This is a genomic window from Saxibacter everestensis (genome assembly GCF_025787225.1).
Taxonomy (GTDB): Bacteria; Actinomycetota; Actinomycetes; order Actinomycetales; family Brevibacteriaceae; genus Saxibacter; species Saxibacter everestensis.
In genome coordinates, this window is record NZ_CP090958.1 from 2,662,103 (window position 1) to 2,684,084 (window position 21,982).

The window sequence follows — 21,982 nt, forward strand, 5'->3', positions numbered from 1 at the left end:
TGGCCTACTCTTCTGGCCGAACCGCCTGCGCGGCGGCCGCGGCCTTCGCTGCCGCCGGAACCGCCGCCAGAATCCGATCGAGAATGTTGTAATCGTGTGCTGCCGAGAGGAACCAGGACTCGAACGCGCTCGGTGGCAGGTGAATGCCGGAGTCGAGCATGGAATTGAAGAACGCCGCGAAGGCCGGCGTGTGCTGCGCCCGGGCATCGTCGTAGTTGCGCACTCCCTCAGCCAGCCGGCGCTGCAGAGCCGTGTCACGCTCATCCATGAAGAAGAAGCTGAACATGGAACCGGCGGACTGCAGGACATATGGCGCTCCGGCGGCATCCAGCGCCTCGGAGACGCCCTTCCGGAGCACATCTGCCGCGCTCTCCAGCCCGGGATACACGTCGTGGCTGATCGTTCCACGCAGGGTGGCGAGTCCAGCGGCCGTCGCCACCGGGTTTCCGGAGAGAGTCCCTGCCTGGTAAACCGGTCCGTTCGGGGCGAGGTAGCTCATCACATCGGCCCGCCCTCCGAAGGCTGCCGCGGGGAATCCTCCGCCCATGATCTTGCCGAAGGTAAACAGGTCTGCCGGTCCGTTCCGATATGGTCCCTCGTACCCGTACCAGCCCGAGGCGGAAACCCGGAAGCCGGTCATCACCTCGTCGGAAATCAGCAGCGCGCCGTGCTCAGCGGTAACCGACCTGAGTCGCTCGGTGAAGCCGGGCAGCGGCGGAACGACGCCCATGTTTCCCGGCGATGCCTCGGTGATCACGGCCGCGATCTCGTCTCCATGCCGGGCGAAAGCCTCGATCACCGCATTCTCGTCGTTGTACGGCAGCACTATCGTCTCGGCCGCCGAGGCCCCGGTGACGCCGGGTGTGTCGGGCAGCGCGAAGGTAGCAAGGCCGGAACCGGCAGATGCCAGCAGCGCATCGACGTGACCGTGATAGCAACCGGCGAACTTGACGATCTTCGTCCGGCCGGTGAAGCCGCGCGCCAACCGGATCGCGCTCATAGTGGCTTCGGTGCCTGAGGAAACCAGTCGGACCTGTTCCACCGGAGCTACCCGGGAGACAATTTCCTCGGCCAGGAGCACTTCGTTTTCACTCGGCGTCCCGAATGAGAATCCCTTGCCGCTGGCCTCGGCCACCGCTGCCTCGACGTCCGGATGCGCGTGGCCAAGGATCATCGGCCCCCAGGAACCGATCAGGTCAACGTACTCACGGCCATCGACGTCCGTCATCAGGGCGCCGCGGGCGGAGGCCATGAAGCGCGGCGTGCCGCCAACCGCATGGAAGGCCCGGACGGGCGAGTTGACGCCCCCAGGGGTCACGGCCTGGGCGCGGGCGAACAGCGCCTCTGATTTCGCTGTGCTGTGGCTGACTGGCTGGGTTACTGGCGTTGGCTGGTTCTCACTCACCAGTCCATTGTGACGCACACGCCCGGTGAGGCGATTCGCCCGGTTGACGAGAGACGCCGATTCAGAGCGACCGGAGTTCCCGGAGGTGGTTCGACATCGATTCCATCGCGCGGCCCATCACAGCGATTTCACGTTCGGTAAGCCGGTCGATCACATGGCGTCGAACCCCGCGAACATGCACGGGCGCGGAATCCTGCAGCAAGGCATAACCGGCCTTCGTCATCCGGCACAGCACTCCCCGGCCGTCTTCCCGGATGGCGCTGCGCACCAGGAGGCCACGGAGTTCCATTCTGCCGACGATATGCGTCAGTCGCGATCGGGAGATCGCCACGTCCCTGGCGAGCACGGCCATCCGCATCGAGTGTTCCGGCTGCTCGCTGAGCCGGACCAGAAGCTCATACTCGCTTAGGCCTATGCCGTGCGATGCCCGCAGTTCCTGGTCGAGCTGCGCCATCAGCAGCAGGCTGGCTTCCATGTAATTGCGCCAGGCGTGCTGCTCGCTTGCGGACAACCATTCGACATCGTCTTTTCCGACATCAACGGCCTCAGCGACGTGATTCGACATGAACTAAACAATACTCACTCCGGTTAGGAAGTGTGCGGCATGCGTCAGTCTTCGGAAGTGCGCGGCACGCGTGTGCCGGTTCCGCCGGTCAGGCTCTGCGCAACCTCGGTCGCCCAGTAGGTCAGGATCACGTCTGCACCGGCGCGCTTGAATCCGAGCAGCGATTCAATGATCGCCGGCCAGCGTTCGATTGCCCCGGCCGCGGCCGCTAGCTCGATCATCGCGTACTCGCCGGAGATCTGATAACTCCACACCGGGACATCGACGTGCGCGGAAATGTCGGCAAGCACATCGAGATACGGCATCCCGGGTTTCACCATCACGATGTCGGCGCCCTGCTCGATGTCCAGCCGGACCTCCCGCCCGGCCTCGCGTCCGTTCGCTGCGTCCTGCTGGTAGGTGCGGCGATCGCCCTTGAGCTGGGATTCCACCGCCTCACGGAACGGGCCATAGAACGCGGAAGAAAACTTAGCGGCGTACGCCAGGATGACCACATCAATGAATCCGTACGCGTCAAGGGCGGCGCGGACGTGCGCGACCTGGCCGTCCATCATCCCCGACAGGCCAAGAACAGAGGCGCCCGCCCGGGCCTGGGCCAGCGCCATCGAGGCATAGCGCTCGAGTGTCGCGTCGTTGTCCACCACGCCTGCGTCGTCGAGCACGCCGCAGTGACCGTGATCGGTGAACTCGTCGAGGCAAAGATCAGCCATGATCACCGTTTCATCGCCGACTGCCTCGGCCAGCGCGGAGATGGCACGGTTGAGGATGCCGTCGGGTGCGTCGGCCTGACTTCCCTCGGCGTCTCGCAGCGAAGGGATGCCGAACAGCATCAGCCCTCCGACGCCAGCCGCAACGGCTTCCTTGGCTGCGGCGACGAGGGAGTCAAGCGTGTGCTGCCGAACGCCCGGCATGGTTGTCAGGTCAATCGGCGTCTCGATGCCTTCCTTGACGAACATCGGGAGCACCAGGTCCGCTGCGTGCAGGCGATGCTCGGAGACCAACCGGCGGATGGCCGGGGTGGTGCGCAACCGGCGCGGCCGCTGTTCCAGGTCGACGGCCGCCATCTAACGGGCCCTCCGGCGCGCGGCACCCTTGCGCTGGCTCGGCCGCAGGACGGGTTCGCCTGCCTCGATCGCGGCGTCCCGGGCGGACTGAGCAAAGTCGGCAAGGCTTTCCACCAGCGAGATCGCGTTGGTTTCGCTTGCCAGCACGTCGACCCTGAGCCCATGTTCTTCGGCGGTCTTGGCTGTAGCCGGGCCGATGCACGCGATAACGCAGCTCGCATGCGGCTTTCCGGCGATGCCGACCAGGTTGCGAACCGTAGACGAGGAGGTGAAAAGCACGGCGTCGAAGGTTCCGTTCTTGATCGCCTCACGAACCGGCGCGGGGGGCGGCGACGCGCGGACCGTGCGGTAGGCGGTGACGTCGTCCACTTCCCATCCGCCTTCCTGCAGACCGGCCACGAGCGTCTCGGTGGCAATGTCAGCACGCGGCAGGAACACCCGGTTGATCGGGTCGAGCACCTTGTCGAATGGCGGCCAGTCAACCAGAAGTCCCTTGGCAGACTGTTCACCACTCGGAACGAGGTCCGGTTCGATGCCCCAGTCGCGCAGGGCTTGAGCGGTTACTCCACCGACTGCCGCGATTTTCAGCCCCGCGAATGCCCGCGCATCCAGGCCGAATTCGCTGAACTTCTCCTTGACGGCGCGAACCGCGTTAACCGAGGTGAAACCGACCCATTCGTAGCGGCCGGTGACCAGCCCCTTGATTGCCTTCTCCATTTGCTGCGGCGTCCGCGGCGGCTCGACGGAAATAGTCGGGACGATGGTACTGACAGCGCCGAACTCGGTAAGTCGTTCCGTGGTGGATGTGGACTGATCCTTGGTGCGCGGCACCAGGACGTTCCAGCCAAACAGCGGTTTGGTCTCAAACCAGGAAAGGGCCGCCCGATGTGCGATCCCCGGACCGAGCATCGCAACCAGGTCGGTACCCAGCTCACGGCGCCGGGCCAGCGCAGCCAACTGCGGCTTGACCTCGGCCAGAGTGGTCTCGACCGAGGCCTGCGAAACACGCGTGCCGTCAGCACTGATCACTATCGGCGTCTCGGGCTTCCAGCCGTCCTCGATCATCGCGGCCGAGGTTTCAATCAGTTCCCCGGCTGAACCGAGCAGCACGTTGGAAGTCTTCTTTCCACTGACGACGTTCTGCACGGCCTGGGGCCCGGCCTGCACCACGTGCACTCCGCGAACCCCATCAGCGGTCAGCGGGACACCGGCGTACGAAGCCACTGCCGCCGGAATTGAAACGCCCGGCACAACCTCGAACTGGATGCCGGCCTTGCGGCACGCCAGCCCTTCTTCGGCGAGACCGGCGAAAACGGCGCCATCGCCATCCAGCAGCCGCACAACATGACCGTGGTCCTTCGCTGCCTTGACCAGTCGTTTGGCTCGGGCCGCGTTGGACATCGGAAGCGACGCGGCATCGGCTTCGATGCCGATCAGCTCGGCATCGTTCTTCGCGTACCGTTCGACGACCGCGGCGTAAATATCGCGGTCGTAGATGATCGCACCGGCTTGCTCGATCGCCTCAATCGCTCGCACTGTGAGAAGACCAAGGTCTCCGGGACCCACACCGACGAAGCTAATGGATCCCAGCGGCTTGCTATTGGCTTTAACCGTGCTCACAGTCAAGCTCCTTTAGTGGACATTGTGGTGGGTAAGTTGCCATCGATCCGCTCGAGCAGCAGGTCGGCCAGTTCCTCGCCAAGCGTGCGGGCGTCAACCACCCGGCCCTGCACGGAATGACGAATCAGATGCCCGTCGGCATCTGCCAATACTGCCGCCAGCGACAGCTCGAGACCGGCGTCGCCTTCGACCACCTCGGCCAGCGCCCCCAGCGGGGCAGAGCAGCCGGCCTCGGCCCGGGACAGCACGGCCCGCTCGGCGATGACGCACGCACGGCTTTCCGCGTCGTCGAGTTCGGCCAGCGCCTTGGCGATGAAACGTTCCTGGTCCGTGCTGGTCGCCGTGATGGCGCGGCATTCGACGGCGAGGGCGCCCTGGCCCGGAGCCGGCAACATCTGCAGAGGATCGATCACCTCGGTGATCCGATCAGTTTCACCGAGCCGGCGCAGGCCTGCATTCGCCAGCACAACGGCATCAGCAGCCCCTGAGGTCACGGCCTCGATTCTGGTTCCGACGTTTCCGCGAATCCCGATCACCTCGATGCCGAACCCAAGCGCCTCAAGCTGAACCTGACGGCGGGGCGAGCCGGTCGCCACCTTCGAGCCAACCGGAAGCTCGCCAAGGGTCAGATTGTCGCGGGCGATCAGGGCGTCCCGAGGATCTTCCCGTCCGGGCACCGCGACCAGGTCGATTCCGGGTTCCGGGGTCGTCGGCAGGTCCTTCAGCGAGTGCACGACGAAGTCGACCTCGCCGCGAAGCAGCGCGTCCCGTACGGCGGAGACGAAGACTCCTGCGCCGCCCATCGTGACCAGCGGCGCCCGGTTGACATCACCCTCGGTCACGATATCGACGAGCTCGACCGGGATCCCCGTCACCGCGGTCAGTCGCTCGCCTACCAGCTTCGACTGTGTCCGGGCGAGTTTGCTGCGCCGAGTGCCCAGGCGCAGAACTGGGGTGGTCATGACTTCTCCTGAATCGAAATGTTGCCTGGCAAATGCTGCAGCTGCTCGCTGTCGAACACGGTGCCCGGTAACGGCAGTACGTCTAGCGGACCGGTGGCATCGATCGAGAGGTCGAAAAGCGCCCGGAGTGCATCGGCGTAGCTCCCACCACCAGGTTCCGCGGCGAGTTCCTTCACCCGGACCGTCGGCGTGTGCATCAGCTTGTCGGCCAGCCGGTGCATGCTCTTGCGCACCTCGTCGAGAACTCTCGCATCAACGTCCGGGCCGAGACGGGCAGCAAGCCGCGCGAACTCCTTGTCGCGGACAGCCTTTGCCCGGCCGCGCAGCGCTATCACCGTCGGCGCAACCGAATTGGCGCGCCGCTTGCTGATCAGCTTTGCGGTCTCACTCGCGATGATGGCGCGAACCGCGGCAATCGCATTCGTGACGTCGGCGGCATCGTGATGCGGACCGGCGGCGAAAATCCGGCTGAGCTCCTCAAGCCCCACCAGCCTGACGTCGTCGATGTCGCCAACTTCGGGGGCGATATCGCGAGGAAGCGCCAGGTCGACAAAGAACTGCCGGCGCCGGGCATGCGCATCCCCTCGCTGCACCGACCGGGTCGTGCGAAGGTCGCGCGTCGTGCGCAGTTCGCGAGCAGCGGCGACTGAGTCGGCCCCGATGATTGTGCCCCTGGCTCCGGTGCAGGAGACGATCAGGTCCGCGTCCGCCACTTCGGCAACCAGCGTGTCCCGATCCAGTTCGACCGCTCGGCCGGCGACCGTAGCGGCGAGGCGTTGCGCGCCGTCAAGGCTGCGGTTGGCAATGGCGATCCGTCCGACGCCGAGCCTGCTGAGGTTCGCAACCACAAGGCTGCTCATCGCGCCGGCGCCGACCACGAGTGCGTTCACCGCGCCCAGATCGCCGAGCCAGCCGGGTGCCGAGTCGAGCGCGCCGCTCAGCAGTGATTGGGCCACCCGGTCCAGGCCAGTTTCGGAATGCGCCCGCTTGCCCACCCGCAGCGCCTGCTGAAGAATGCGTCCCAGCTCACTGCTCAGGTTTCCTTCGGCCTGTCCCAGCGAAAGAGTCGCGCGGAGCTGACCAAGGATCTGCGCCTCGCCGACCGCCATCGAGTCCAGGCCGCAAGCCACGGTGAGCAGGTGTTCGACCGCCCGCTCTTCGTAGTGCACATAAAGGTGCTCGCTGAGCGTCGTCCATTCAGTGCGGATCGCGTCGACCAGCGCACCCCCCAGGTCGGCGAGACCGCCGTGGAAGGTGCTGACGTCGGCAATTATCTCCAACCGGTTACAGGTAGCCAGCACGGCGACACCGTTGACGTAGCCACCTTCGGCGATCGCCCGGCTCAGCTCGCGGACCTGCGACTCAGAGAGCGCAGCCTTCTCCAGCACCGACATCGGAGCAGAGCGATGCGAGATTCCTACGATGAGGAAGGCCATCTAGGACAACTCCTTGGCCATGACCAGTTCGTCGGCCGCGGCACGTTGCGCGTGAAAGGCGAGAATCTGGAGTTCGATCGACAGGTCGACTTTTCGCAACTGGACCCAGTCAGGCACCTGCAGCACGCTCGGGGCGAAATTAAGAATTCCGCGGATACCGGCAGCAACCGCCCGATCGCAGATTTCCTGCGCTACCGGGCCGGGAACGGCCAGCACCGCAAGGTGTGCCCCGGTTTGATCGATAACTGTTTCGAGGTCATCGATGCTGCGCACCAGGACGCCGGAGACGGTCGTTCCGACGATTGCCTCGTCGGCGTCGAACATGGCGACAACTGTGAAGCCCCTTGAGGCGAAGCCGGAGTACTGCGCGAGGGCGGTTCCGAGGTTTCCGGCACCGAAGATGGCGACGTTCCAGTCCTGGCTCAAACCGAGGTTTTCCGAGATCTGCTCAACCAGGACCTTGACCTCGTATCCGACGCCCCGGGTTCCGTAGGAGCCGAGATACGAGAGGTCCTTGCGCAGCTTGGACGAGTTCACGCCGGCGACCTCAGCGAGGTCTTCGGAGGACACAGTGATCACGCCGTCTTCCGCAAGTGTGCTGAGCGCTCGCAAATAGACCGGAAGCCTCGCGACGGTGGCGTCCGGAATGCCACGCTCGGCATCAAAAACGGTTCCATCCTTATCGGTGCCTGGCTTGGCGATAACCGCCGGCCAGCCCACCCGATCTGCGGACTCGGACTGCGACAAGGGGGTCGGTGTCTCCTCGGCTGAATCGAACTGCGATACTATGCGATCCAGCCTAGGCGCTTGTGAAGGGAAGCACAAAGTGGACGAATCCCCTGAAATGTGCTCCAGCGGCGCAATCTAAGGGCTCGGCACACCCGGACAGTGACGGGCTTCACATCCGGCTCGCCCGGTCAGTCAGGAAGATCCGGACTCCGGCGCCAGCGCCTTTCGCAACCGGTCGGCGTCCACTCGCCAAAACGCGTGCTGGACACCGTCGATCAGCACCACCGGCACCTCGTCCGAATACTTCGACCGCAGCTGGGCATCCTGGTCGACGTCGACCTCAGCAAAGTGGTGACCGGTCTCCCGTGCCACCGCCTGCACGATCGGCCGCGCCTCGTCGCAGAGGTGGCAGTTGGCGCGGGAAACTAAAAGAACCTCACTCATAATTGCTAGGGTAATGCCATGCCGATTTCCGAGGTCGGAGGACAGGGCTCCACCCCGGCAGCGGCCGAGCCCTCTACCGCCGCAGCATTTTTCGACGTTGACAACACTTTCATGCGTGGGGCCAGTCTCTTCCATCTCGCCCGCGGAATGCGGCAACGGCGACTGCTGAGCTACCGGGACTTGGCCCAGTTCGCCTGGCAGCAGGTGAAATTCATCGCCCGCGGCGAGCACACCGTCAACCTCGAGGAGGTCCGCCAGCGAGCGCTCTCATTCGTGGCCGGATACACGGTCGCCGACATCAGGCAGATCGGCGAAGAGGTGTACGACGAGTTCATGGATTCAAAAATCTGGCCCGGTACGAAGCAGTTGTCGGCAGATCACTTGAACAATGACCAACAGGTATGGCTTGTGACAGCAACGCCGGTCGAGATCGCCGAAGTGATCGCGGCCCGATTAGGGGTGACCGGTGGACTGGGCACAGTTGCTGAGCACGTCGACGGCGTCTACACCGGGCAGCTGACCGGACAGGTACTGCACGGGGAAGCGAAGGCCGCAGCCGTGCAGGCGCTTGCCGCAGAGCATGGCTTCGACCTTTCGATCAGCTACGCATACAGCGATTCGGCCAACGACATTCCGATGCTTTCCCTGGTTGGCAACCCCTTCGCGATCAATCCGGACCTCAAGCTGCGCATCTACGCGGAAGCACACGGCTGGGAGGTCAGGGATTTCCGCACCGCCGGCCGGAACACAAAGCGGGCGATCCAGGGCTTCGCCGGCGCCGGGGCACTCTACGGCGGATGGCGCGCCTGGCGACGACTGCGCGGTCGCCGCTCGATCGGCCAGTTCGAGCAAGAGTAGGACTAAGCGTTCAGACGCAAAAGTGCCTGCCAGCACACGCTGACAGGCACCTTCGAAAACCCAAGATTTCAGGCCAAAGTCACTTCTTGTTGCGGCGCTGGTGGCGCGTCTTCCGCAGCAGTTTACGGTGCTTCTTCTTAGCCATCCGCTTGCGACGCTTCTTAATTACTGAACCCACGTGACATCCTTTTCACAAGTTTGGTGCTGAACGACCCCTCCGAAGAATACCTTCCGGAAGCGGAAAACAAAAAAAGCCGTGCCTCGCGACTCGGGCTACCCTGCCGATCCCTGGCTCTGCCCGGGGTCGATATAGGCCGACTGAAGGTACTTCTGCACGGCATCTTCAGGCACCCGGTACGAGCGCCCGAAACGGACGGCCGGTAACTCCCCGGCATGCACCAGGCGATACACGGTCATCTTTGAGACACGCATCATCGCGGCGACCTCGGCCACGGTGAGGAACTGCATCTGGGACAGTCCTGCCACGTTACTTTCCACCCGTTCTCTTCTTAGCCGCTCGGCCCACCGATCGGCAGGCAGCTTCGCGCGGCTATAACGACAAACTTCACCGGGCGGAAAGGAAGCTCTGCATGGCGTCGGCGTGTCGCTCCTCTACTTTAGTGCCAGAAGTGGTAGTTGGGAAAGTTGTTGGCAATTCTTAATCAAAGTACGGGTCGAGCCCGTGAAACGGGAAGACGCTCTTTTTAGTCGCCATCACCGCCCGATCCAGTTCATTGTTCGGGTCGAAGCCCACTTTCCAGGAACGCCACCAGAGCTCGACCTCGTCACCCATCAGCCGTGGGGCATCCCGCTGGGAGCGCTCATGAACGTAATCACGCCAGCTTTCCGGTGTCTGGGCCGTAACCGCGATCGGCTTGCCGGCGGCTATCGCCACGAGGTGGGCCCAGCTCCGTGGCACGGCGTCCAGAAGGTCATACCCGCCACCGCCAACCGCCAGCCACCGGTTGCCGCAATGCGCGGCTGCGAGCTCATCGATCATGATCGCGGCCTGCCGGAGGGCATCGACGCTGAGCCTCAGGTGGGTCAGCGGATCATGCAGGTGGCCGTCACAGCCATGCTGACTCACGATCACCTCGGGCTCGAACGCACCGATCAACGGTGGAACAATGGCGTCGAACGCCCTCAGCCAATCACTGTCGGAGGTACGTGGCGGGAGGGCAACGTTGACCGCGCTGGCCTCGGCGGAGCTGCCGCCGATTTCATCGGCGAAGCCGGTGCCTGGGAACAGCATCCGTCCGGTTTCGTGCAGAGAAATCGTGAGCACCCTTGGGTCGTCCCAGAAAATCGACTCTGTCCCGTCGCCGTGATGAGCGTCGATATCGATGTAGGCGACCTTCTGCACACCGGAGTCGAGCAGATGCGTGATCGCCGCGGCAACATCGTTGTATACGCAAAAACCGCTGGCCTTGTCCCGCCTGGCGTGGTGCATGCCGCCGCTGAAGTTCACTGCGTGCACCGCCTCCCCCGAGACGATCGCCTGGGCAGCCTGCACGCTGCCCTGCACGATCCGGGCGGATGCTTCGTGAATGTGGTCGAATCGCGGCACGTCATCAGTTCCGACGCCATACCGGATCCGGACGGCGTCATCGACGCTGCTGGTGCTCTCGGCAGCACGGATGGCGGAAATGTACTCGCTGCTGTGTACAGTCTCGAGCAGCTCGTCGGTCGCGACCGAGGCAGAGTGCACTGTGACGTTTCGCAGGTCGAAGAGGCCGAAATCCTCGCACAACCGCGCTGTAAGGTCGAGGCGCAGCGGATGCATGGGGTGCGTGGGCCCGAAGTTGTACTGCCCGAATACCTTGTCCCAGACAATGTAAAGCGGCATTTGTTGCTCGACCATGCTTGTTACCCTAACCGTCGCGGCGATCGACGTCTGTCCCGCTTAGACTCGGGTAGCGTCTTAGCAGCAGATGAAGGGGTTCTCGATGGCCACACGACCTGGCGCCGACGGTCAGCCAGCCTTGCTTCGTCGTACCGTTTTGGCACCGGTCACCGCTGTGCGCGACTTCGTCGACGACGTCGCCAAGAGTTCACCGGCCCGGCTGGCCCTGGTGACGTTCACCGCCGTCGTACTTGTATTCGTCGGCCTGTTGATGTTGCCGATATCGACCCGCTCGGGCGAAATGGCGGAACTTTCCCATGCAGTGTTCGTCGCCGTGTCAGCGGTCTGCGTGACAGGGCTGACGCCTGTGGTTACCGAGGAATACTGGTCTGCTTTCGGTGTTTCCGTCATCACCCTCGCCATCCAGCTCGGCGGACTGGGAATCCTCACCCTTGCCTCGATCATGGGCCTGGCCGTTTCCAGGAGGCTGGGCCTGCGACAGCGTCTGATCGCCGCGCAGGAGACCAAGGCACTCCGGCTCGGCGAGGTCGGCAGCCTGCTCCGTGCTGTTGCCCTGGCGTCGTTGATCTCCGAGGCAGTTCTGGCGCTGGCGATGTTTCCACGATTCATCATCCGTGGCGAAGCGGTCGGTGACGCTGCCTGGCACAGCGTCTTTTACTCGATATCCGCCTTCAACAACGCGGGATTCACCATTCACCCCGGCGGTGCTGCCGCGTTCGCCGACGACCCATGGATTCTGATTCCGCTGATGATCGGGGTTTTCGTTGGCGCGCTCGGCTTCCCGGTGATCCTCACTGTCGCGCTTCACCTGTGGTCGCCGAAGTCCTGGGATCTGCATACCAAGCTCACCTTGGTGACCTCTGCGGCGCTCGTCGTTCTGGGCGCCCTGGCTATCGGCGCCTTCGAATGGAACAACCCCAAGACACTTGGCGATGACGCTGCGGGACAGACAGTACTGGAGACCATCTTCGCGGCCGTTATGCCCCGTTCCGGTGGCTTCGCCACGATGGACCTGTCAGAGATGCATCAGTCATCACACGTCGTTCTCGACATGCTGATGTTCATCGGCGGCGGTTCGGCGTCCACTGCGGGCGGCATCAAGGTCACCACGCTTGCCGTGATGTTCCTCGCCGCATTTGCTGAGGCCCGCGGCCTGGAGCACGTCGAGGTGTTCGGCCGCCGGATACCTCCGGCCACCCTGCGACTTGGCGTCTCTGTCACGCTGGCGGGCGCGACGATCGTCTCCGTCGCGACGATCACCTTGCTCAATCTGTCGGAGCTACCGCTGGATCTCGTCCTGTTCGAGGTCATTTCCGCGTTCGCAACCTGCGGGCTGACCTCAGGAGTCACCGAGCAGCTCCCGCCATCCGGGCTCTACGTGCTCTCCGTCGTGATGTTCCTCGGCAGAATCGGTACGATTACGCTGGCCGCCGCGCTCGCACTGCGAGAGCGGCAGCGGCTGTATCGCTACCCGGAAGAAAGGCCAATCGTTGGCTAAATCGGATACATCGCACACACCCGTGCTCGTGATCGGCCTCGGCCGATTCGGCTCGGCGACCGCCGCACGGCTGAGCCAGCTCGGGCGGGAGGTGCTTGCCATCGAGCGGGACGCCCAGATGGTGCAGGACTGGTCCGGACGGCTTACCCACGTTGTTGAGGCAGACGCCACGAACATCGAAGCACTGCGGCAGGCCGGGGCGGGCGAATTCAGCGTCGCGGTGGTCGGCATCGGCACATCGATCGAGGCTAGCGTGCTGACCACGGCGAACCTGGTGGACCTTGGCATCGAACAGATCTGGGCCAAGGCGATCAGTCAGTCGCACGGCAAGATCCTCAGCCGGATCGGCGCCCATCATGTGCTTTACCCGGAGACTGACGCGGGCAATCGGGTCGCCCACCTGGTGTCCAGCCGGATGCTCGACTACATCGAGTTCGACGAGGGCTTCTTCGGCGTGGTGAAAATGCGTCCACCAAGGGAAGTGCAGGGTTTCAGCCTGCGCGAATCGGCAATTCGCAAAAAGTACGGCGTCACGGTTGTCGGCATCAAGACACCCGGACAGGACTTCACCTACGCAACACCGGAGACTCAGATCAACGCGCAGGACATGCTGATCGTCGCCGGCCACGTGGATCTGCTGAATCGGTTCGCGTCCCGGCCCTGAGGTCGCCAGTCCGGCCCAGCTCCACCGCGGGCCCGGCTAGCTGGAAAGTTCGGCGGATCGCCGCGCAGCCGCCTGTGCGGCCGCCAGCGCGATTTCGCGAAGGCCATGTTCCTCAAACACGTCCAGCGCCGCCTTCGTGGTTCCGCCCGGGCTGGTGACCTGTTCGCGCAGCTGCGCGGGATCCTTGCCCGTCTGCTCCATCAGGGCTCCGGCGCCCGCTGCTGTGCCCACCACAAGCGCCTTCGCCGTCTCCGGATCGAGGCCCAGCTGCTGCCCTGCATCGACCAGTGCTTCCGCGAGCAGGAAGAAGTACGCCGGTCCAGACCCGGAGATCGCCGTCACCGCGTCAAGCTGATCCTCCCGGACCTGACGGGTCATTCCGGCACCGGCCAGGATGGCGGCAGCACGATCGAGCGCATCCTGGTCGGCGGACTCCCCCGCGGCGATCGCAACAACGCCCGCACCTACAAGCGAAGGCGTGTTCGGCATCGCCCGCACCACTGCCGCACCCGGCAGTCGTGTTTCGATGGCGGACGTGGTGATGCCGGCTGCCACGCTGATCACAACGCAGTCCCGAGTGACCGCGTCGGAGATCTCGGACGCAAGGTCAAGGATTCCGTGCGGCTTAACCGCCAGAATCACGATATCCGCCTCGCGGGCAGCGCTCTGATTGGCAGCGGCATCCGCTGAGGTATCGAGCACAGTCACGCCGGTGCGCTGACGCAGTTCGCTGGCGCGATCAGGGCTTCGCACGGTGGCTGTGACGCTACCGGCCGGCAGCCCGGCCCGGAGAATCCCACTGAGCAGCGCCTCGCCCATCGAGCCTACGCCGAGTACGGCAACGGTTGGATCAGTCATGGCTTAGCTGTCCTAGATGCTCGCGAGCAAAACTCAGCGTGTGCAGCAGCAGGTCGTCGCGCTCCGCTATGGTCCGGCACCGCCGGGTGTTGACTTCGGCGACTACCGCTCCGGTCCAGTCGCTGTGGCTCAATTTCTGCAGCGCCTCCGCGCATGGCTGGTTCCCGTGACCCGGCGCCAGATGCTCGTCCTTGAGCGACCCGGAGCCGTCAGCCAGGTGGATGTGAGCGAGCCGGTCGCCGAGGGTGTCGATCATTCCGAGGATGTCGGAACCCGCCGTGGCCGCATGGGAGAAATCAACGGTTATCTTGTCGTAGTCCTCATCCACCGGGTTCCAGTCCGGCAGGTACACCATCACTTCGCGTACCCCGGTGCGCCACGGGAACATGTTCTCCACGGCAACGTTGATGCCGTAGTCCTTGCTGATCCTTCGCACACCCTCGTGGAATCCCTCGGCGTAGGATCCCTGCCAGCGAAACGGCGGGTGCACGACGACGGTGTCGGCTCCGACTTCGGCGGCCAGCTCGGACGAACGCTCGATCTTCGTCCAGGGGTCCTTCCCCCACACCCGCTGCATCACCAGCAGGGTCGGCGCATGGATCGACAGCACCGGCAGTCCATAGTGCTCGCAGAGGTTGCGGATCGCCTTGGGGTCCTGGCTGATCGAGTTGCTCGACACCATGACCTCGACCCCGTCGTACCCGAGATCGGCGGCGACCGCGAAACACTCCGATATCGACAACGGGTACACCGCCGACGACGACAGGCCGACCGGAATCCGGTTGGCTCCCTGCGTCGTCGGACCCAGGTCCGGGGCAGATTCGGCCCGGACGGCACGATGCCGTGCGGCCCTTGCCTTTGCCGAGTTCTTCGACGTCAAGGCGGGTCGTGCACCGGACTTCCTCGTCCCTCTGGGACTTTCTGCGCTTGTCACTTCGCTAGATTAGTCCGTTCAGCCCCGCCGGTGCCAAAACTCCTGGGCTCGTCCGGCACCCGGCACAGCACTTCCCCGTTCACGATGGCGAACCAGCCGTCGTCTGATTGGGCCCAGTCGCCCCAAGCCCGGCTTAGCTCTTCCAGCTTCGCCGGATCGGCGAAGCCACGTTCGATCGCCTGTTTGGCGAAGCTCGAATTCACCACACGTTCGGCCCAGCTACCACCCCACCAGGCACGCTCCTCGTCGCTGGCGTAGCACCAGGTGTCGGCGGTGGCCACGATGTCGGTGAACCCGGCCTGCTTCGCCCAGGACAGCAGCCTGCGCCCCGCATCCGGCTCAGCCGAGTTCGAGCGCGCTACCTTCTGGTACAGCGTCATCCATTCATCGAGCTCGGCCGGCATCGGATACCAGATCATTCCGGAGTAGTCGGCATCACGTACCGCGACAATGCCACCGGGCCGGGCCACCCTCGCCATTTCGCGCAGTGCCCGAACCGGGTCCGACAAGTGCTGCAACACCTGGTGGGCATGGACCACATCGAAGCTGTTGTCGTCGAAGTCAAGTGAGTACACATCGCCCACGCCGAACTCCACATTGTGCAGCCCATGCTCTGCCGCAAGAGCCGTAGCTCCCGTGAGCGGTTCCGCGGCCGCATCAATTCCGACTACTTCGCGGACTCTTTCGGCGAAGCCGATGGTTATCGTGCCCGGACCGCAACCGACGTCGAGCAGCCGATCCGTCGACGTCAGCGAGGAGAGAAGGTACGCCGCCGAGTTTTCGGCCGTCCGCCAACTATGCGCGCGCAGAACGCTCGGATGATGCCCATGCGTGTACGTGTCTTCAGCCATGGCTTCCTCAGGCTACCGCGACGGTTCGCGGTGATGGGGATTGCTCCTCGGTCATCTTGTCCAACTTTCGCAGAATAACGCCCTCGCGGAGCGCCCATGGGCAGATCTGAATCTCGTCGACATCGAAAACAGCGCAGGCGGCCTCGGCGACTATGGCTCCGGCCAGAACCTGCTGGGCTCGCGCCTCGGACACCCCGGGCAGCTGGGCTCGCTCCTGCGGGGTCAGTGCGGCGAGTCTCGGGGTGAGTTCGGCCAGGTCCTTGTGCCGCAGGTAGCGGGGCACGTGGATGCCGTCGGCCGAGGGCGCCGCCCCGGTCAACCGGGCGAGTGAACGGAATGTTTTCGAGCTGCCGACGACCCGATCGGGCCTGCCGGCCCGGATGACGTCGCGGGCTACCTTTCCGATCGTGGTCCGCGCATGCCGGCGCACGGTGGCTATCTCCTCGGGGGTGGGCAGATCGCTGGAGAACCAGTCATTCGTCAGTCGTCCGGCGCCCAGCGGCACCGAGACGGCGCAGTCAGCAGTCTCATCGCCGCCTGCTGCGATCTCCAGCGAACCGCCGCCGATATCGAAGAGCATGATGTGGCCCGCCGACCAGCCGAACCACCGGCGGGTCGCCAGGAAGGTGAGCCGGGCTTCGTCGCTGCCGGAAAGCACCGTGAGGTCAACACCGGTCTGCTTTTTGACCCGGGCAAGGACCTGTGCGCCGTTGGGGGCTTCGCGAATCGCCGACGTGGCGAACGAAACCACAGCTTCGGCGCCCTGGTCCTCCGCGATGGTCAGCGCTTCGTGAACGAAGTCGATCAGCATTCGTTCACCGACCTCAGAGATACTGCCGTCGGGTCCGAGGTATTCCGCGAGGCGCAGCAGCTCCTTGTGGGATGTGGCAGGTAGCGGCCGGGCGCCTTGATGGGCGTCAACCACGAGCAAATGGACGGTGTTGGAACCGACGTCGAGAACTGCTAAGCGCATAAATACTAAATATATCGGCTTCGGGCGAACTCAGCGTGCCCGTCGGTGCCATCCAGGCCGTTGAAGGACGCCATGGGCGGGAAAACGCGGGGCGCGCTTCTCGGCGAAGGCGGCCTTGCCCTCACGGAGTTCGTCCGCCGCCGCGCCGGACAGCGCTTCGTCAGCCTCCAGGTGATTGCCGAGCAGCGCCTGCTTCGTGAAAAACAGACTGAGCGACGAGCGGTCCTGCAAGGTGCCTGCGAGCTCCGTAACCTTGGCCGACACGTCGTCGCACAGGTAGTCGACCAGGCCGAGTTGCTGGGCCGTCTCGGCGTCCAGCTGTTCCCCGGTGAGCAGAATCCGGCGAGCGGCGCCGGGCCCGACCAGCTCTTTCAGACGCTCCGTCGGCCCGCTCGGATAGAGCACACCCAGTTTGCTCGCCGTGATGCCGAACCGGGCCGAAGGCGTGGCCACGCGAAGGTCGCACGCGACGGCGATCTCGCTCCCGCCGCCCACGCACACGCCCTCAATTGCAGCGATTGTCGGCAGCGGAAATCCGGCAATCGCGGCGTCTGCGGCGGAATTGATCTTCCAGAATGTTTGGAGGTCATCCGGAAGGTCGTAAATATCCGATCCAGCACTGAAGTTGCCGCCGCTGCCCCGAATGACCAGGACATCGATGTCTGCGGCTGTGGCAAGCTCATCCAGTATCCCCGGGATTGCCTGCCACATGGCGGTGGTCAGCGCGTTGAGCTTGCGGGGACGATCAATCGTCAGGGTTGCGACGCCGCCAGTGCGTGCGACGTCGAACCCTGACACGCTCGGCGTCACCTTAGTCCTTGCTCGGAACCTGGCGTTGGTCTTCCCCGTTGTAGGCGCTCAGCGGGCGAATCAGTGCATTGGAGGCCTGCTGCTCCATGATGTGCGCGGTCCAGCCGGTGATCCGCGCCATCACGAAGATCGGTGTGAACGCCTCGGTGTCGAAGCCCATCAGGTGGTAAGCCGGCCCCGACGGGTAGTCCAGATTCGGATAGATGCCCTTGCGATCGACGAAGTCCTTTTCGAAGGCGTTGTACAGCGCGAGCAGATCATCGGCGCCCTTGACCGCCGCCATCTTTTCGAAGGCCGCCCGCATGGTCGGCACCCGGGAGTCGCCGTTCTTGTAGACCCTGTGTCCGAACCCCATGATCTTCTTCTTGCTGCTCAACGCTTCATCGAGCCACTCGGCCGCGCGGTCGGCCGTCTTTACCTCTTCGAGCATCGCCATGACTGCCTCGTTGGCGCCGCCATGCAACGGCCCCTTGAGCGCGCCGATAGCTCCGGTGACCGCGCTGTACAGATCGGACAACGTGGAGGTAATAACGCGCGCCGTGAAGGTCGAGGCGTTGAAGCTGTGCTCGGCGTACAGGATCATCGAGATGTCGAACGCGCGCACAACCTCGTCCTCAGGCACCTCGCCGAAGGTCATCTGGAAGAAGTTGGCGCTGAAGCCTAGCTCGGAGTCCGGGGCAATCGGTTCGAGTCCGTGCCGGCGCCGATGGTCGACGGCCACAAGTGTCGGGATCTGGGCCAGGAGGCGCTCGGCCTTGGCCTGATTCGCTTCCGTGCCGTCTTCCTCGGCTTTCGGATCGGCCGCGCCGAGATACGACACCGCTGTACGCAGGACCTGCATCGGGTGCGCGTCCTTCGGCAGGCCGAGAATCAGTTCGATGACTCGTGGGTCGACCTGGCGCTGCGAGCGTTCACGGGCGGTGAATTCCCGTAGCTGCTCCTCACTCGGCAGCTCGCCGTTCCAGATCAGATAGGCGACCTCTTCGAATGAGCGGCTCGCCGCGAGTTCCTGTACCGGATACCCCCGGTACGTCAGGGAGTTGGTCTCCTGCACAACCTTCGAGATCGAAGTTGTGTCGACGACGACGCCGGCAAGTCCCTTGTGAATATTCTCTTCTGCCATTTCTTGAACTCCCTTGCCTCTTGCGTTTCTCAAAGAGTGAAATTGAAGACGTCGGAATCGAAGCTGTTGTACGACTCATAATCGAGTACTTCGTACAACCGGGCCCTGGTCTGCATCTTGTCCACGACACCCGCCTGCGTTCCCTCGTCACGGATCTGGGTCAGGCCTGCCTCAATGGCTCCCATTGCCAGCCGCAGCGTGGTTACCGGGTAGATCACCATTTGCACACCGGCATCCTGCAACTGACTGGCCGTGAAGAGTTCACTCTTGCCGAACTCCGTCATATTGGCAAGAATCGGCACATCCAGCGCCTCGGCAAATGCCTCGAACTCGCCGAGATCCTTCATCGCCTCCGGGAAGATCAGGTCCGCGCCGGCATCGGCATAGGCCTTGGCCCGGTCGATTGCCGCCGGCAGTCCTTCGCCGGCCCGGGAATCGGTCCGCGCAGAGATCACGAAGTTCTCGTCCCGTCGCCCCTGAACGGCCGCGCGGATCCGTTTTGTCATCTCTTCGATGGATACAACGTCCTTGCCGTCCAGATGGCCGCAACGCTTCGGATTGACCTGGTCTTCCAGGTGGCATGCCGATAGTCCGGCATCCTCCAGTAACTGAATGGTGCGGGCTACGTTCATCGGCTCACCGAAGCCGGTGTCGGCATCAATGAAAGACGGCAGATTGGTAACGCGGGAGATCTGCTGCCCGTGTTCGGTGACCTCGGAAAGCGTTGTCAGCCCGATGTCGGGCACGCCCATGGCGGCGGAGAAGGCACCGCCGGAGATATAGACGCCGTCGAACCCGAGCTGTTCGATCAGCTGCGCGGTCAGCGGGTTGATCGCTCCCGGAAACCGAAGAATCTGATCGCCGGCGAGCCCCTTGCGCAGGGCAAGCCTCCGCTCGGCGGCTGTGGATGTCGCTCCTAGCATTAGAAGATCCCCTTCGTGTTCGCAGCAGGCAGGCCAGCGACCGACCAGGACAACTGGGCGACCTCGTCTGCTGTGAGTTCGGGCAGGCGCTGCGCCAGGTCGAGGAACCGATCCTGTTCCCCGGCAGCGATGACGCCGTCTGCGAGGGTGCGGAACTTCGCTACGTACTGTTCCCGTGCGAATGGTCGGGCGCCGAGCGGGTGCGCGTCGGCGACCGCGATCTCATCCGTGATCACAGTGCCATCATTTAGTTCGACATCTACCCGGCCACCGAATGCCAGCTCATTTGGATCGGTGCTGTGGTAGCGCCGGGTCCACTCCGGGTCCTCGGTGGTTTCAACCTTGTGCCAGAGCGCAACCGTTTCGGGCCGGCCTGCGCGCTCAGGCGCGTAGGAGTGTTCGTGGTGCCAGCCCCCGTCTTCCAGGGCGACCGCGAAGATGTACATGATCGAGTGGTCGAGCGTTTCACGGCTGGCCGTCTGATCCATCTTCTGCGGATCGCGGGCACCCGTGCCGATCACGTAATGCGTGTGGTGCGAAGTGTGGATGGTGACCTTCTTCACCTTCGACAGGTCGCCGATCCTGGGGCCCATTCTGCGGGCCAGGTCGATAAGGGCCTGGCTCTGATACTCCGCGGAGTGCTCCTTGGTGTAGGTCTCCAGGATGCCGTGCTTGGCCTCACCCGGGCCGGGTAACGGAACCGTGTACTTCGCATCCTTGCCGGAAAGGATCCAGGCGATGAAGCCGTCTTCACCTTCGTAGATCGGCGAGGGCGATCCCTCACCCCGCATCGCGCGGTCAACTGCTTCAACAGCCATCTTTCCGGCGAAGGCCGGTGCGTGGGCCTTCCAGCTGGAGATCTCTCCCTTGCGGGACTGACGTGTCGTCGTGGTGACGTGCAGCGCCTGCTGAATCGCCTGGTAGATCACCTCGGTGGACAGCTTGAGCAGCGTTCCGATTCCCGCGGCTGCGGATGGGCCCAGGTGCGCTATGTGGTCGATCTTGTGCTCATGCAGGCAGATGCCCTTGACCAGGCCGACCTGAATTTCGTAACCGGTTGCGATACCCCGAACCAGGTCGGCACCAGCGACGCCTGAGTGCTGCGCGACCGCCAGGATCGGCGGGATGTTGTCGCCTGGGTGCGAGTAGTCGGCGGCAAGGAAAGTGTCGTGGAAGTCGAGTTCGCGGACGGCGACGCCATTCGCCCAGGCGGCCCACTCGGGTGAAACCCGTTGGCTAAGCGGCAGGCCGAAGATCGGCGCGCCCGGAGCCAGCACGTGTGCTGCGGACTGCTGCCGCGCGTGCGAGACCGGGGCGCGCGTGAGGGATGCCGCCGCGACCGACGCATTGTCGATAATCCGGTTGATGACCATATCGGTCACTTCCGCCTCGATCTCGACGGGGTCGGCAGCAACCTCGGCAATTTTCCACGCCAGCTGGTCTTCGCGAGCCAAACGTTCTTCGCTGCGGTAAACGCGTACCTGATGATCGACCATGACGGTGCAGTCTCCTTTAAGTCATCGCTGACAGCTGAGTGAAGCCGGGTCGCGGCTCACTTAAAGCCTAGCCTTCGGTGCCGACAGGCCCAATTGGCTTTAATTTTACCTTGTCGTCAAGATACTTGACGACAAGAGAATTGACCAATCGCCCCCTGGCCCTGGCGAGTTCGCTGGGGGTCGTCCGGCGCTCGATAACGGCGCTTAATCTCACCGTCCCGGTTCACCGCCGTGGCCGTCAGATCGCCTCCGGCACGACATAGCTCTGACGCTAGACGGATCGCTTTTCCGGCCGGTTGAGGGTGTCGCCGGTTCCGAGCTGCGCGGGATTTGGTAGACAGGCAGTATGACCCGAACCGCAGTGGATACTTCCGATGGCTGGCTTGAGCCAGACGAACTCAGCGAGGCGCGCCGCCGGCTTCCGATGGTCTATGTGAATGGCGTGCCGGTGCGGGTCGACTCCGCGGGTGCGGTTCAGAGCATAGGCCTGCTTCTGCAATCGAGTGCGGACGGCGAGATCAGCAGAGAGCTGGTTTCGGGACGTGTTTTCTACCACGAGCGGATCCGGGACGCCCTCTTGCGGCATATAGAAAAGGACCTCGGACCGATGGCGCTGCCGCAGGTTCCGCCGAGCCCGCAACCTTTCACCGTGGCCGAGTATTTCCCCACTGAAGGCGTCTCAGGCTATTTCGACCCGCGGCAGCACGCCGTGGCACTGGCGTACATTCTGCCGGTGACCGGTGATTTCAGTCCACGACAGGACGCGCTTCGACTCGACTGGCTCACGCCCGATGAGGCTGCGGGCTCAGCTGTGCAGGCGGAAATGGCCAGCGGGCAGGGCCTTGTGCTGCGCCAGGCGCTCGCGCACCTTGGCTTCCCCCCGGCCTGAGCGCGGCCAGCGGCGC

General features: G+C 64.0%; 23 protein-coding genes. 4 read left to right on the forward strand and 19 right to left on the reverse strand.

Annotation, left to right across the window (positions count from 1 at the left end; translation table 11 throughout):
* Nucleotides 1–4 precede the first annotated feature (4 nt).
* The 8 genes from hemL to LWF01_RS12765 all read right to left on the reverse strand — a co-directional run bounded on the left by hemL (nt 5) and on the right by LWF01_RS12765 (nt 8,225).
* Nucleotides 5–1,408, reverse strand: a complete 1,404-nt coding sequence (gene hemL, locus LWF01_RS12730; RefSeq protein ID WP_432762025.1) for a glutamate-1-semialdehyde 2,1-aminomutase — start codon at nt 1,406–1,408, stop codon at nt 5–7.
* A gap of 58 nt (nt 1,409–1,466) precedes the next feature.
* Nucleotides 1,467–1,970, reverse strand: coding sequence for a MarR family winged helix-turn-helix transcriptional regulator (locus LWF01_RS12735; protein ID WP_349637747.1), 504 nt, complete (start codon nt 1,968–1,970; stop codon nt 1,467–1,469).
* A 44-nt stretch (nt 1,971–2,014) separates the two neighbouring features.
* Nucleotides 2,015–3,034 (reverse strand): porphobilinogen synthase, encoded by a 1,020-nt coding sequence (hemB, locus tag LWF01_RS12740; RefSeq protein ID WP_349637748.1) that lies wholly within the window; start codon nt 3,032–3,034, stop codon nt 2,015–2,017.
* Nucleotides 3,035–4,654 carry a bifunctional uroporphyrinogen-III C-methyltransferase/uroporphyrinogen-III synthase gene (locus tag LWF01_RS12745; RefSeq protein WP_349637749.1) on the reverse strand — a complete coding sequence of 540 codons (1,620 nt, stop codon included), beginning with the start codon at nt 4,652–4,654 and terminating at the stop codon, nt 3,035–3,037. It lies immediately after the preceding gene.
* 2 nt (nt 4,655–4,656) lie between these two features.
* Entirely contained in the window at nt 4,657–5,616 is a 960-nt protein-coding gene (gene hemC / locus LWF01_RS12750) for a hydroxymethylbilane synthase (RefSeq protein ID WP_349637750.1), read from the reverse strand.
* On the reverse strand, nt 5,613–7,052 hold the full coding sequence (locus LWF01_RS12755; RefSeq protein ID WP_349637751.1) for a glutamyl-tRNA reductase: 1,440 nt from the start codon (nt 7,050–7,052) through the stop codon (nt 5,613–5,615). Before LWF01_RS12755 ends, hemC begins: the two co-directional genes overlap by 4 nt.
* A complete protein-coding gene (locus LWF01_RS12760; RefSeq protein WP_349640919.1) occupies nt 7,053–7,754 on the reverse strand; it encodes a redox-sensing transcriptional repressor Rex in 702 nt (233 codons plus the stop codon).
* Between the two features lie 219 nt (nt 7,755–7,973).
* Nucleotides 7,974–8,225, reverse strand: coding sequence for a glutaredoxin family protein (locus LWF01_RS12765; protein ID WP_349637752.1), 252 nt, complete (start codon nt 8,223–8,225; stop codon nt 7,974–7,976).
* A gap of 18 nt (nt 8,226–8,243) precedes the next feature.
* On the opposite strand from LWF01_RS12765, the gene LWF01_RS12770 reads away from it, so the two are divergent.
* Nucleotides 8,244–9,083 (forward strand): HAD family hydrolase, encoded by an 840-nt coding sequence (locus tag LWF01_RS12770; protein ID WP_349637753.1) that lies wholly within the window; start codon nt 8,244–8,246, stop codon nt 9,081–9,083.
* A 79-nt stretch (nt 9,084–9,162) separates the two neighbouring features.
* Here LWF01_RS12770 and LWF01_RS12775 read toward each other — a convergent pair whose 3' ends face one another.
* The 3 genes from LWF01_RS12775 to LWF01_RS12785 all read right to left on the reverse strand — a co-directional run bounded on the left by LWF01_RS12775 (nt 9,163) and on the right by LWF01_RS12785 (nt 10,944).
* A complete protein-coding gene (locus LWF01_RS12775; protein WP_003792170.1) occupies nt 9,163–9,261 on the reverse strand; it encodes a 30S ribosomal protein bS22 in 99 nt (32 codons plus the stop codon).
* Nucleotides 9,262–9,356: 95 nt separating this feature from the next.
* Nucleotides 9,357–9,551, reverse strand: coding sequence for a helix-turn-helix domain-containing protein (locus LWF01_RS12780; RefSeq protein WP_349640920.1), 195 nt, complete (start codon nt 9,549–9,551; stop codon nt 9,357–9,359).
* Nucleotides 9,552–9,741: 190 nt separating this feature from the next.
* Nucleotides 9,742–10,944 (reverse strand): acetoin utilization protein AcuC, encoded by a 1,203-nt coding sequence (locus tag LWF01_RS12785; RefSeq protein ID WP_349637754.1) that lies wholly within the window; start codon nt 10,942–10,944, stop codon nt 9,742–9,744.
* 85 nt (nt 10,945–11,029) lie between these two features.
* Here LWF01_RS12785 and LWF01_RS12790 point away from each other — a divergent pair, with 85 nt between their 5' ends.
* Both LWF01_RS12790 and LWF01_RS12795 read left to right on the forward strand, forming a co-directional pair.
* Nucleotides 11,030–12,445, forward strand: coding sequence for a TrkH family potassium uptake protein (locus LWF01_RS12790; RefSeq protein WP_349637755.1), 1,416 nt, complete (start codon nt 11,030–11,032; stop codon nt 12,443–12,445).
* Nucleotides 12,438–13,109, forward strand: coding sequence for a potassium channel family protein (locus tag LWF01_RS12795; protein WP_349637756.1), 672 nt, complete (start codon nt 12,438–12,440; stop codon nt 13,107–13,109). The genes LWF01_RS12790 and LWF01_RS12795 overlap by 8 nt, the downstream gene beginning before the upstream one ends.
* A gap of 36 nt (nt 13,110–13,145) precedes the next feature.
* Here the strand turns inward: LWF01_RS12795 and proC are convergent, their stop codons facing one another.
* The 8 genes from proC to LWF01_RS12835 are packed head-to-tail and all read right to left on the reverse strand — an operon-like array spanning nt 13,146 to nt 21,077.
* Nucleotides 13,146–13,967, reverse strand: coding sequence for a pyrroline-5-carboxylate reductase (gene proC, locus LWF01_RS12800; protein ID WP_349637757.1), 822 nt, complete (start codon nt 13,965–13,967; stop codon nt 13,146–13,148).
* Complete coding sequence (locus tag LWF01_RS12805) at nt 13,960–14,901, reverse strand: sugar phosphate isomerase/epimerase family protein (RefSeq protein ID WP_349637758.1); 942 nt, start codon at nt 14,899–14,901, stop codon at nt 13,960–13,962. The genes proC and LWF01_RS12805 overlap by 8 nt, the downstream gene beginning before the upstream one ends.
* The gene (locus LWF01_RS12810; RefSeq protein ID WP_349637759.1) at nt 14,898–15,752 is read right to left on the reverse strand and encodes a methyltransferase domain-containing protein; all 855 of its coding nucleotides are present in this window, start codon (nt 15,750–15,752) and stop codon (nt 14,898–14,900) included. Before LWF01_RS12810 ends, LWF01_RS12805 begins: the two co-directional genes overlap by 4 nt.
* A gap of 7 nt (nt 15,753–15,759) precedes the next feature.
* On the reverse strand, nt 15,760–16,725 hold the full coding sequence (locus LWF01_RS12815; protein ID WP_349637760.1) for a Ppx/GppA phosphatase family protein: 966 nt from the start codon (nt 16,723–16,725) through the stop codon (nt 15,760–15,762).
* 30 nt (nt 16,726–16,755) lie between these two features.
* On the reverse strand, nt 16,756–17,523 hold the full coding sequence (locus LWF01_RS12820; RefSeq protein WP_349637761.1) for an enoyl-CoA hydratase/isomerase family protein: 768 nt from the start codon (nt 17,521–17,523) through the stop codon (nt 16,756–16,758).
* Between the two features lie 13 nt (nt 17,524–17,536).
* Nucleotides 17,537–18,658, reverse strand: a complete 1,122-nt coding sequence (locus LWF01_RS12825; protein ID WP_349637762.1) for a bifunctional 2-methylcitrate synthase/citrate synthase — start codon at nt 18,656–18,658, stop codon at nt 17,537–17,539.
* Nucleotides 18,659–18,687: 29 nt separating this feature from the next.
* Nucleotides 18,688–19,581: a methylisocitrate lyase gene (gene prpB / locus LWF01_RS12830; protein ID WP_349637763.1), complete on the reverse strand. Its 894-nt coding sequence runs from the start codon at nt 19,579–19,581 to the stop codon at nt 18,688–18,690.
* A complete protein-coding gene (locus tag LWF01_RS12835; protein WP_349637764.1) occupies nt 19,581–21,077 on the reverse strand; it encodes an MmgE/PrpD family protein in 1,497 nt (498 codons plus the stop codon). The genes prpB and LWF01_RS12835 overlap by 1 nt, the downstream gene beginning before the upstream one ends.
* A gap of 346 nt (nt 21,078–21,423) precedes the next feature.
* Here LWF01_RS12835 and LWF01_RS12840 point away from each other — a divergent pair, with 346 nt between their 5' ends.
* Complete coding sequence (locus LWF01_RS12840; RefSeq protein WP_349637765.1) at nt 21,424–21,966, forward strand: NUDIX hydrolase family protein; 543 nt, start codon at nt 21,424–21,426, stop codon at nt 21,964–21,966.
* Nucleotides 21,967–21,982: the final 16 nt, after the last annotated feature.

Excerpts from the sequence above, each read along its gene's own strand:
- LWF01_RS12735 (WP_349637747.1), bottom strand. The coding sequence starts at position 1,970 with ATGTCGAATCACGTCGCTGAGGCCGTTGATGTCGGAAAAGACGATGTC.
- hemB (WP_349637748.1), bottom strand. The coding sequence starts at position 3,034 with ATGGCGGCCGTCGACCTGGAACAGCGGCCGCGCCGGTTGCGCACCACC.
- hemC (WP_349637750.1), bottom strand. The coding sequence starts at position 5,616 with ATGACCACCCCAGTTCTGCGCCTGGGCACTCGGCGCAGCAAACTCGCC.
- LWF01_RS12755 (WP_349637751.1), bottom strand. The coding sequence starts at position 7,052 with ATGGCCTTCCTCATCGTAGGAATCTCGCATCGCTCTGCTCCGATGTCG.
- LWF01_RS12765 (WP_349637752.1), bottom strand. The coding sequence starts at position 8,225 with ATGAGTGAGGTTCTTTTAGTTTCCCGCGCCAACTGCCACCTCTGCGAC.
- LWF01_RS12770 (WP_349637753.1), top strand. The coding sequence starts at position 8,244 with ATGCCGATTTCCGAGGTCGGAGGACAGGGCTCCACCCCGGCAGCGGCC.
- LWF01_RS12780 (WP_349640920.1), bottom strand. The coding sequence starts at position 9,551 with ATGCAGTTCCTCACCGTGGCCGAGGTCGCCGCGATGATGCGTGTCTCA.
- LWF01_RS12785 (WP_349637754.1), bottom strand. The coding sequence starts at position 10,944 with ATGGTCGAGCAACAAATGCCGCTTTACATTGTCTGGGACAAGGTATTC.
- LWF01_RS12790 (WP_349637755.1), top strand. The coding sequence starts at position 11,030 with ATGGCCACACGACCTGGCGCCGACGGTCAGCCAGCCTTGCTTCGTCGT.
- proC (WP_349637757.1), bottom strand. The coding sequence starts at position 13,967 with ATGACTGATCCAACCGTTGCCGTACTCGGCGTAGGCTCGATGGGCGAG.
- LWF01_RS12810 (WP_349637759.1), bottom strand. The coding sequence starts at position 15,752 with ATGGCTGAAGACACGTACACGCATGGGCATCATCCGAGCGTTCTGCGC.
- LWF01_RS12815 (WP_349637760.1), bottom strand. The coding sequence starts at position 16,725 with ATGCGCTTAGCAGTTCTCGACGTCGGTTCCAACACCGTCCATTTGCTC.
- LWF01_RS12825 (WP_349637762.1), bottom strand. The coding sequence starts at position 18,658 with ATGGCAGAAGAGAATATTCACAAGGGACTTGCCGGCGTCGTCGTCGAC.
- prpB (WP_349637763.1), bottom strand. The coding sequence starts at position 19,581 with ATGCTAGGAGCGACATCCACAGCCGCCGAGCGGAGGCTTGCCCTGCGC.
- LWF01_RS12835 (WP_349637764.1), bottom strand. The coding sequence starts at position 21,077 with ATGGTCGATCATCAGGTACGCGTTTACCGCAGCGAAGAACGTTTGGCT.
- LWF01_RS12840 (WP_349637765.1), top strand. The coding sequence starts at position 21,424 with ATGACCCGAACCGCAGTGGATACTTCCGATGGCTGGCTTGAGCCAGAC.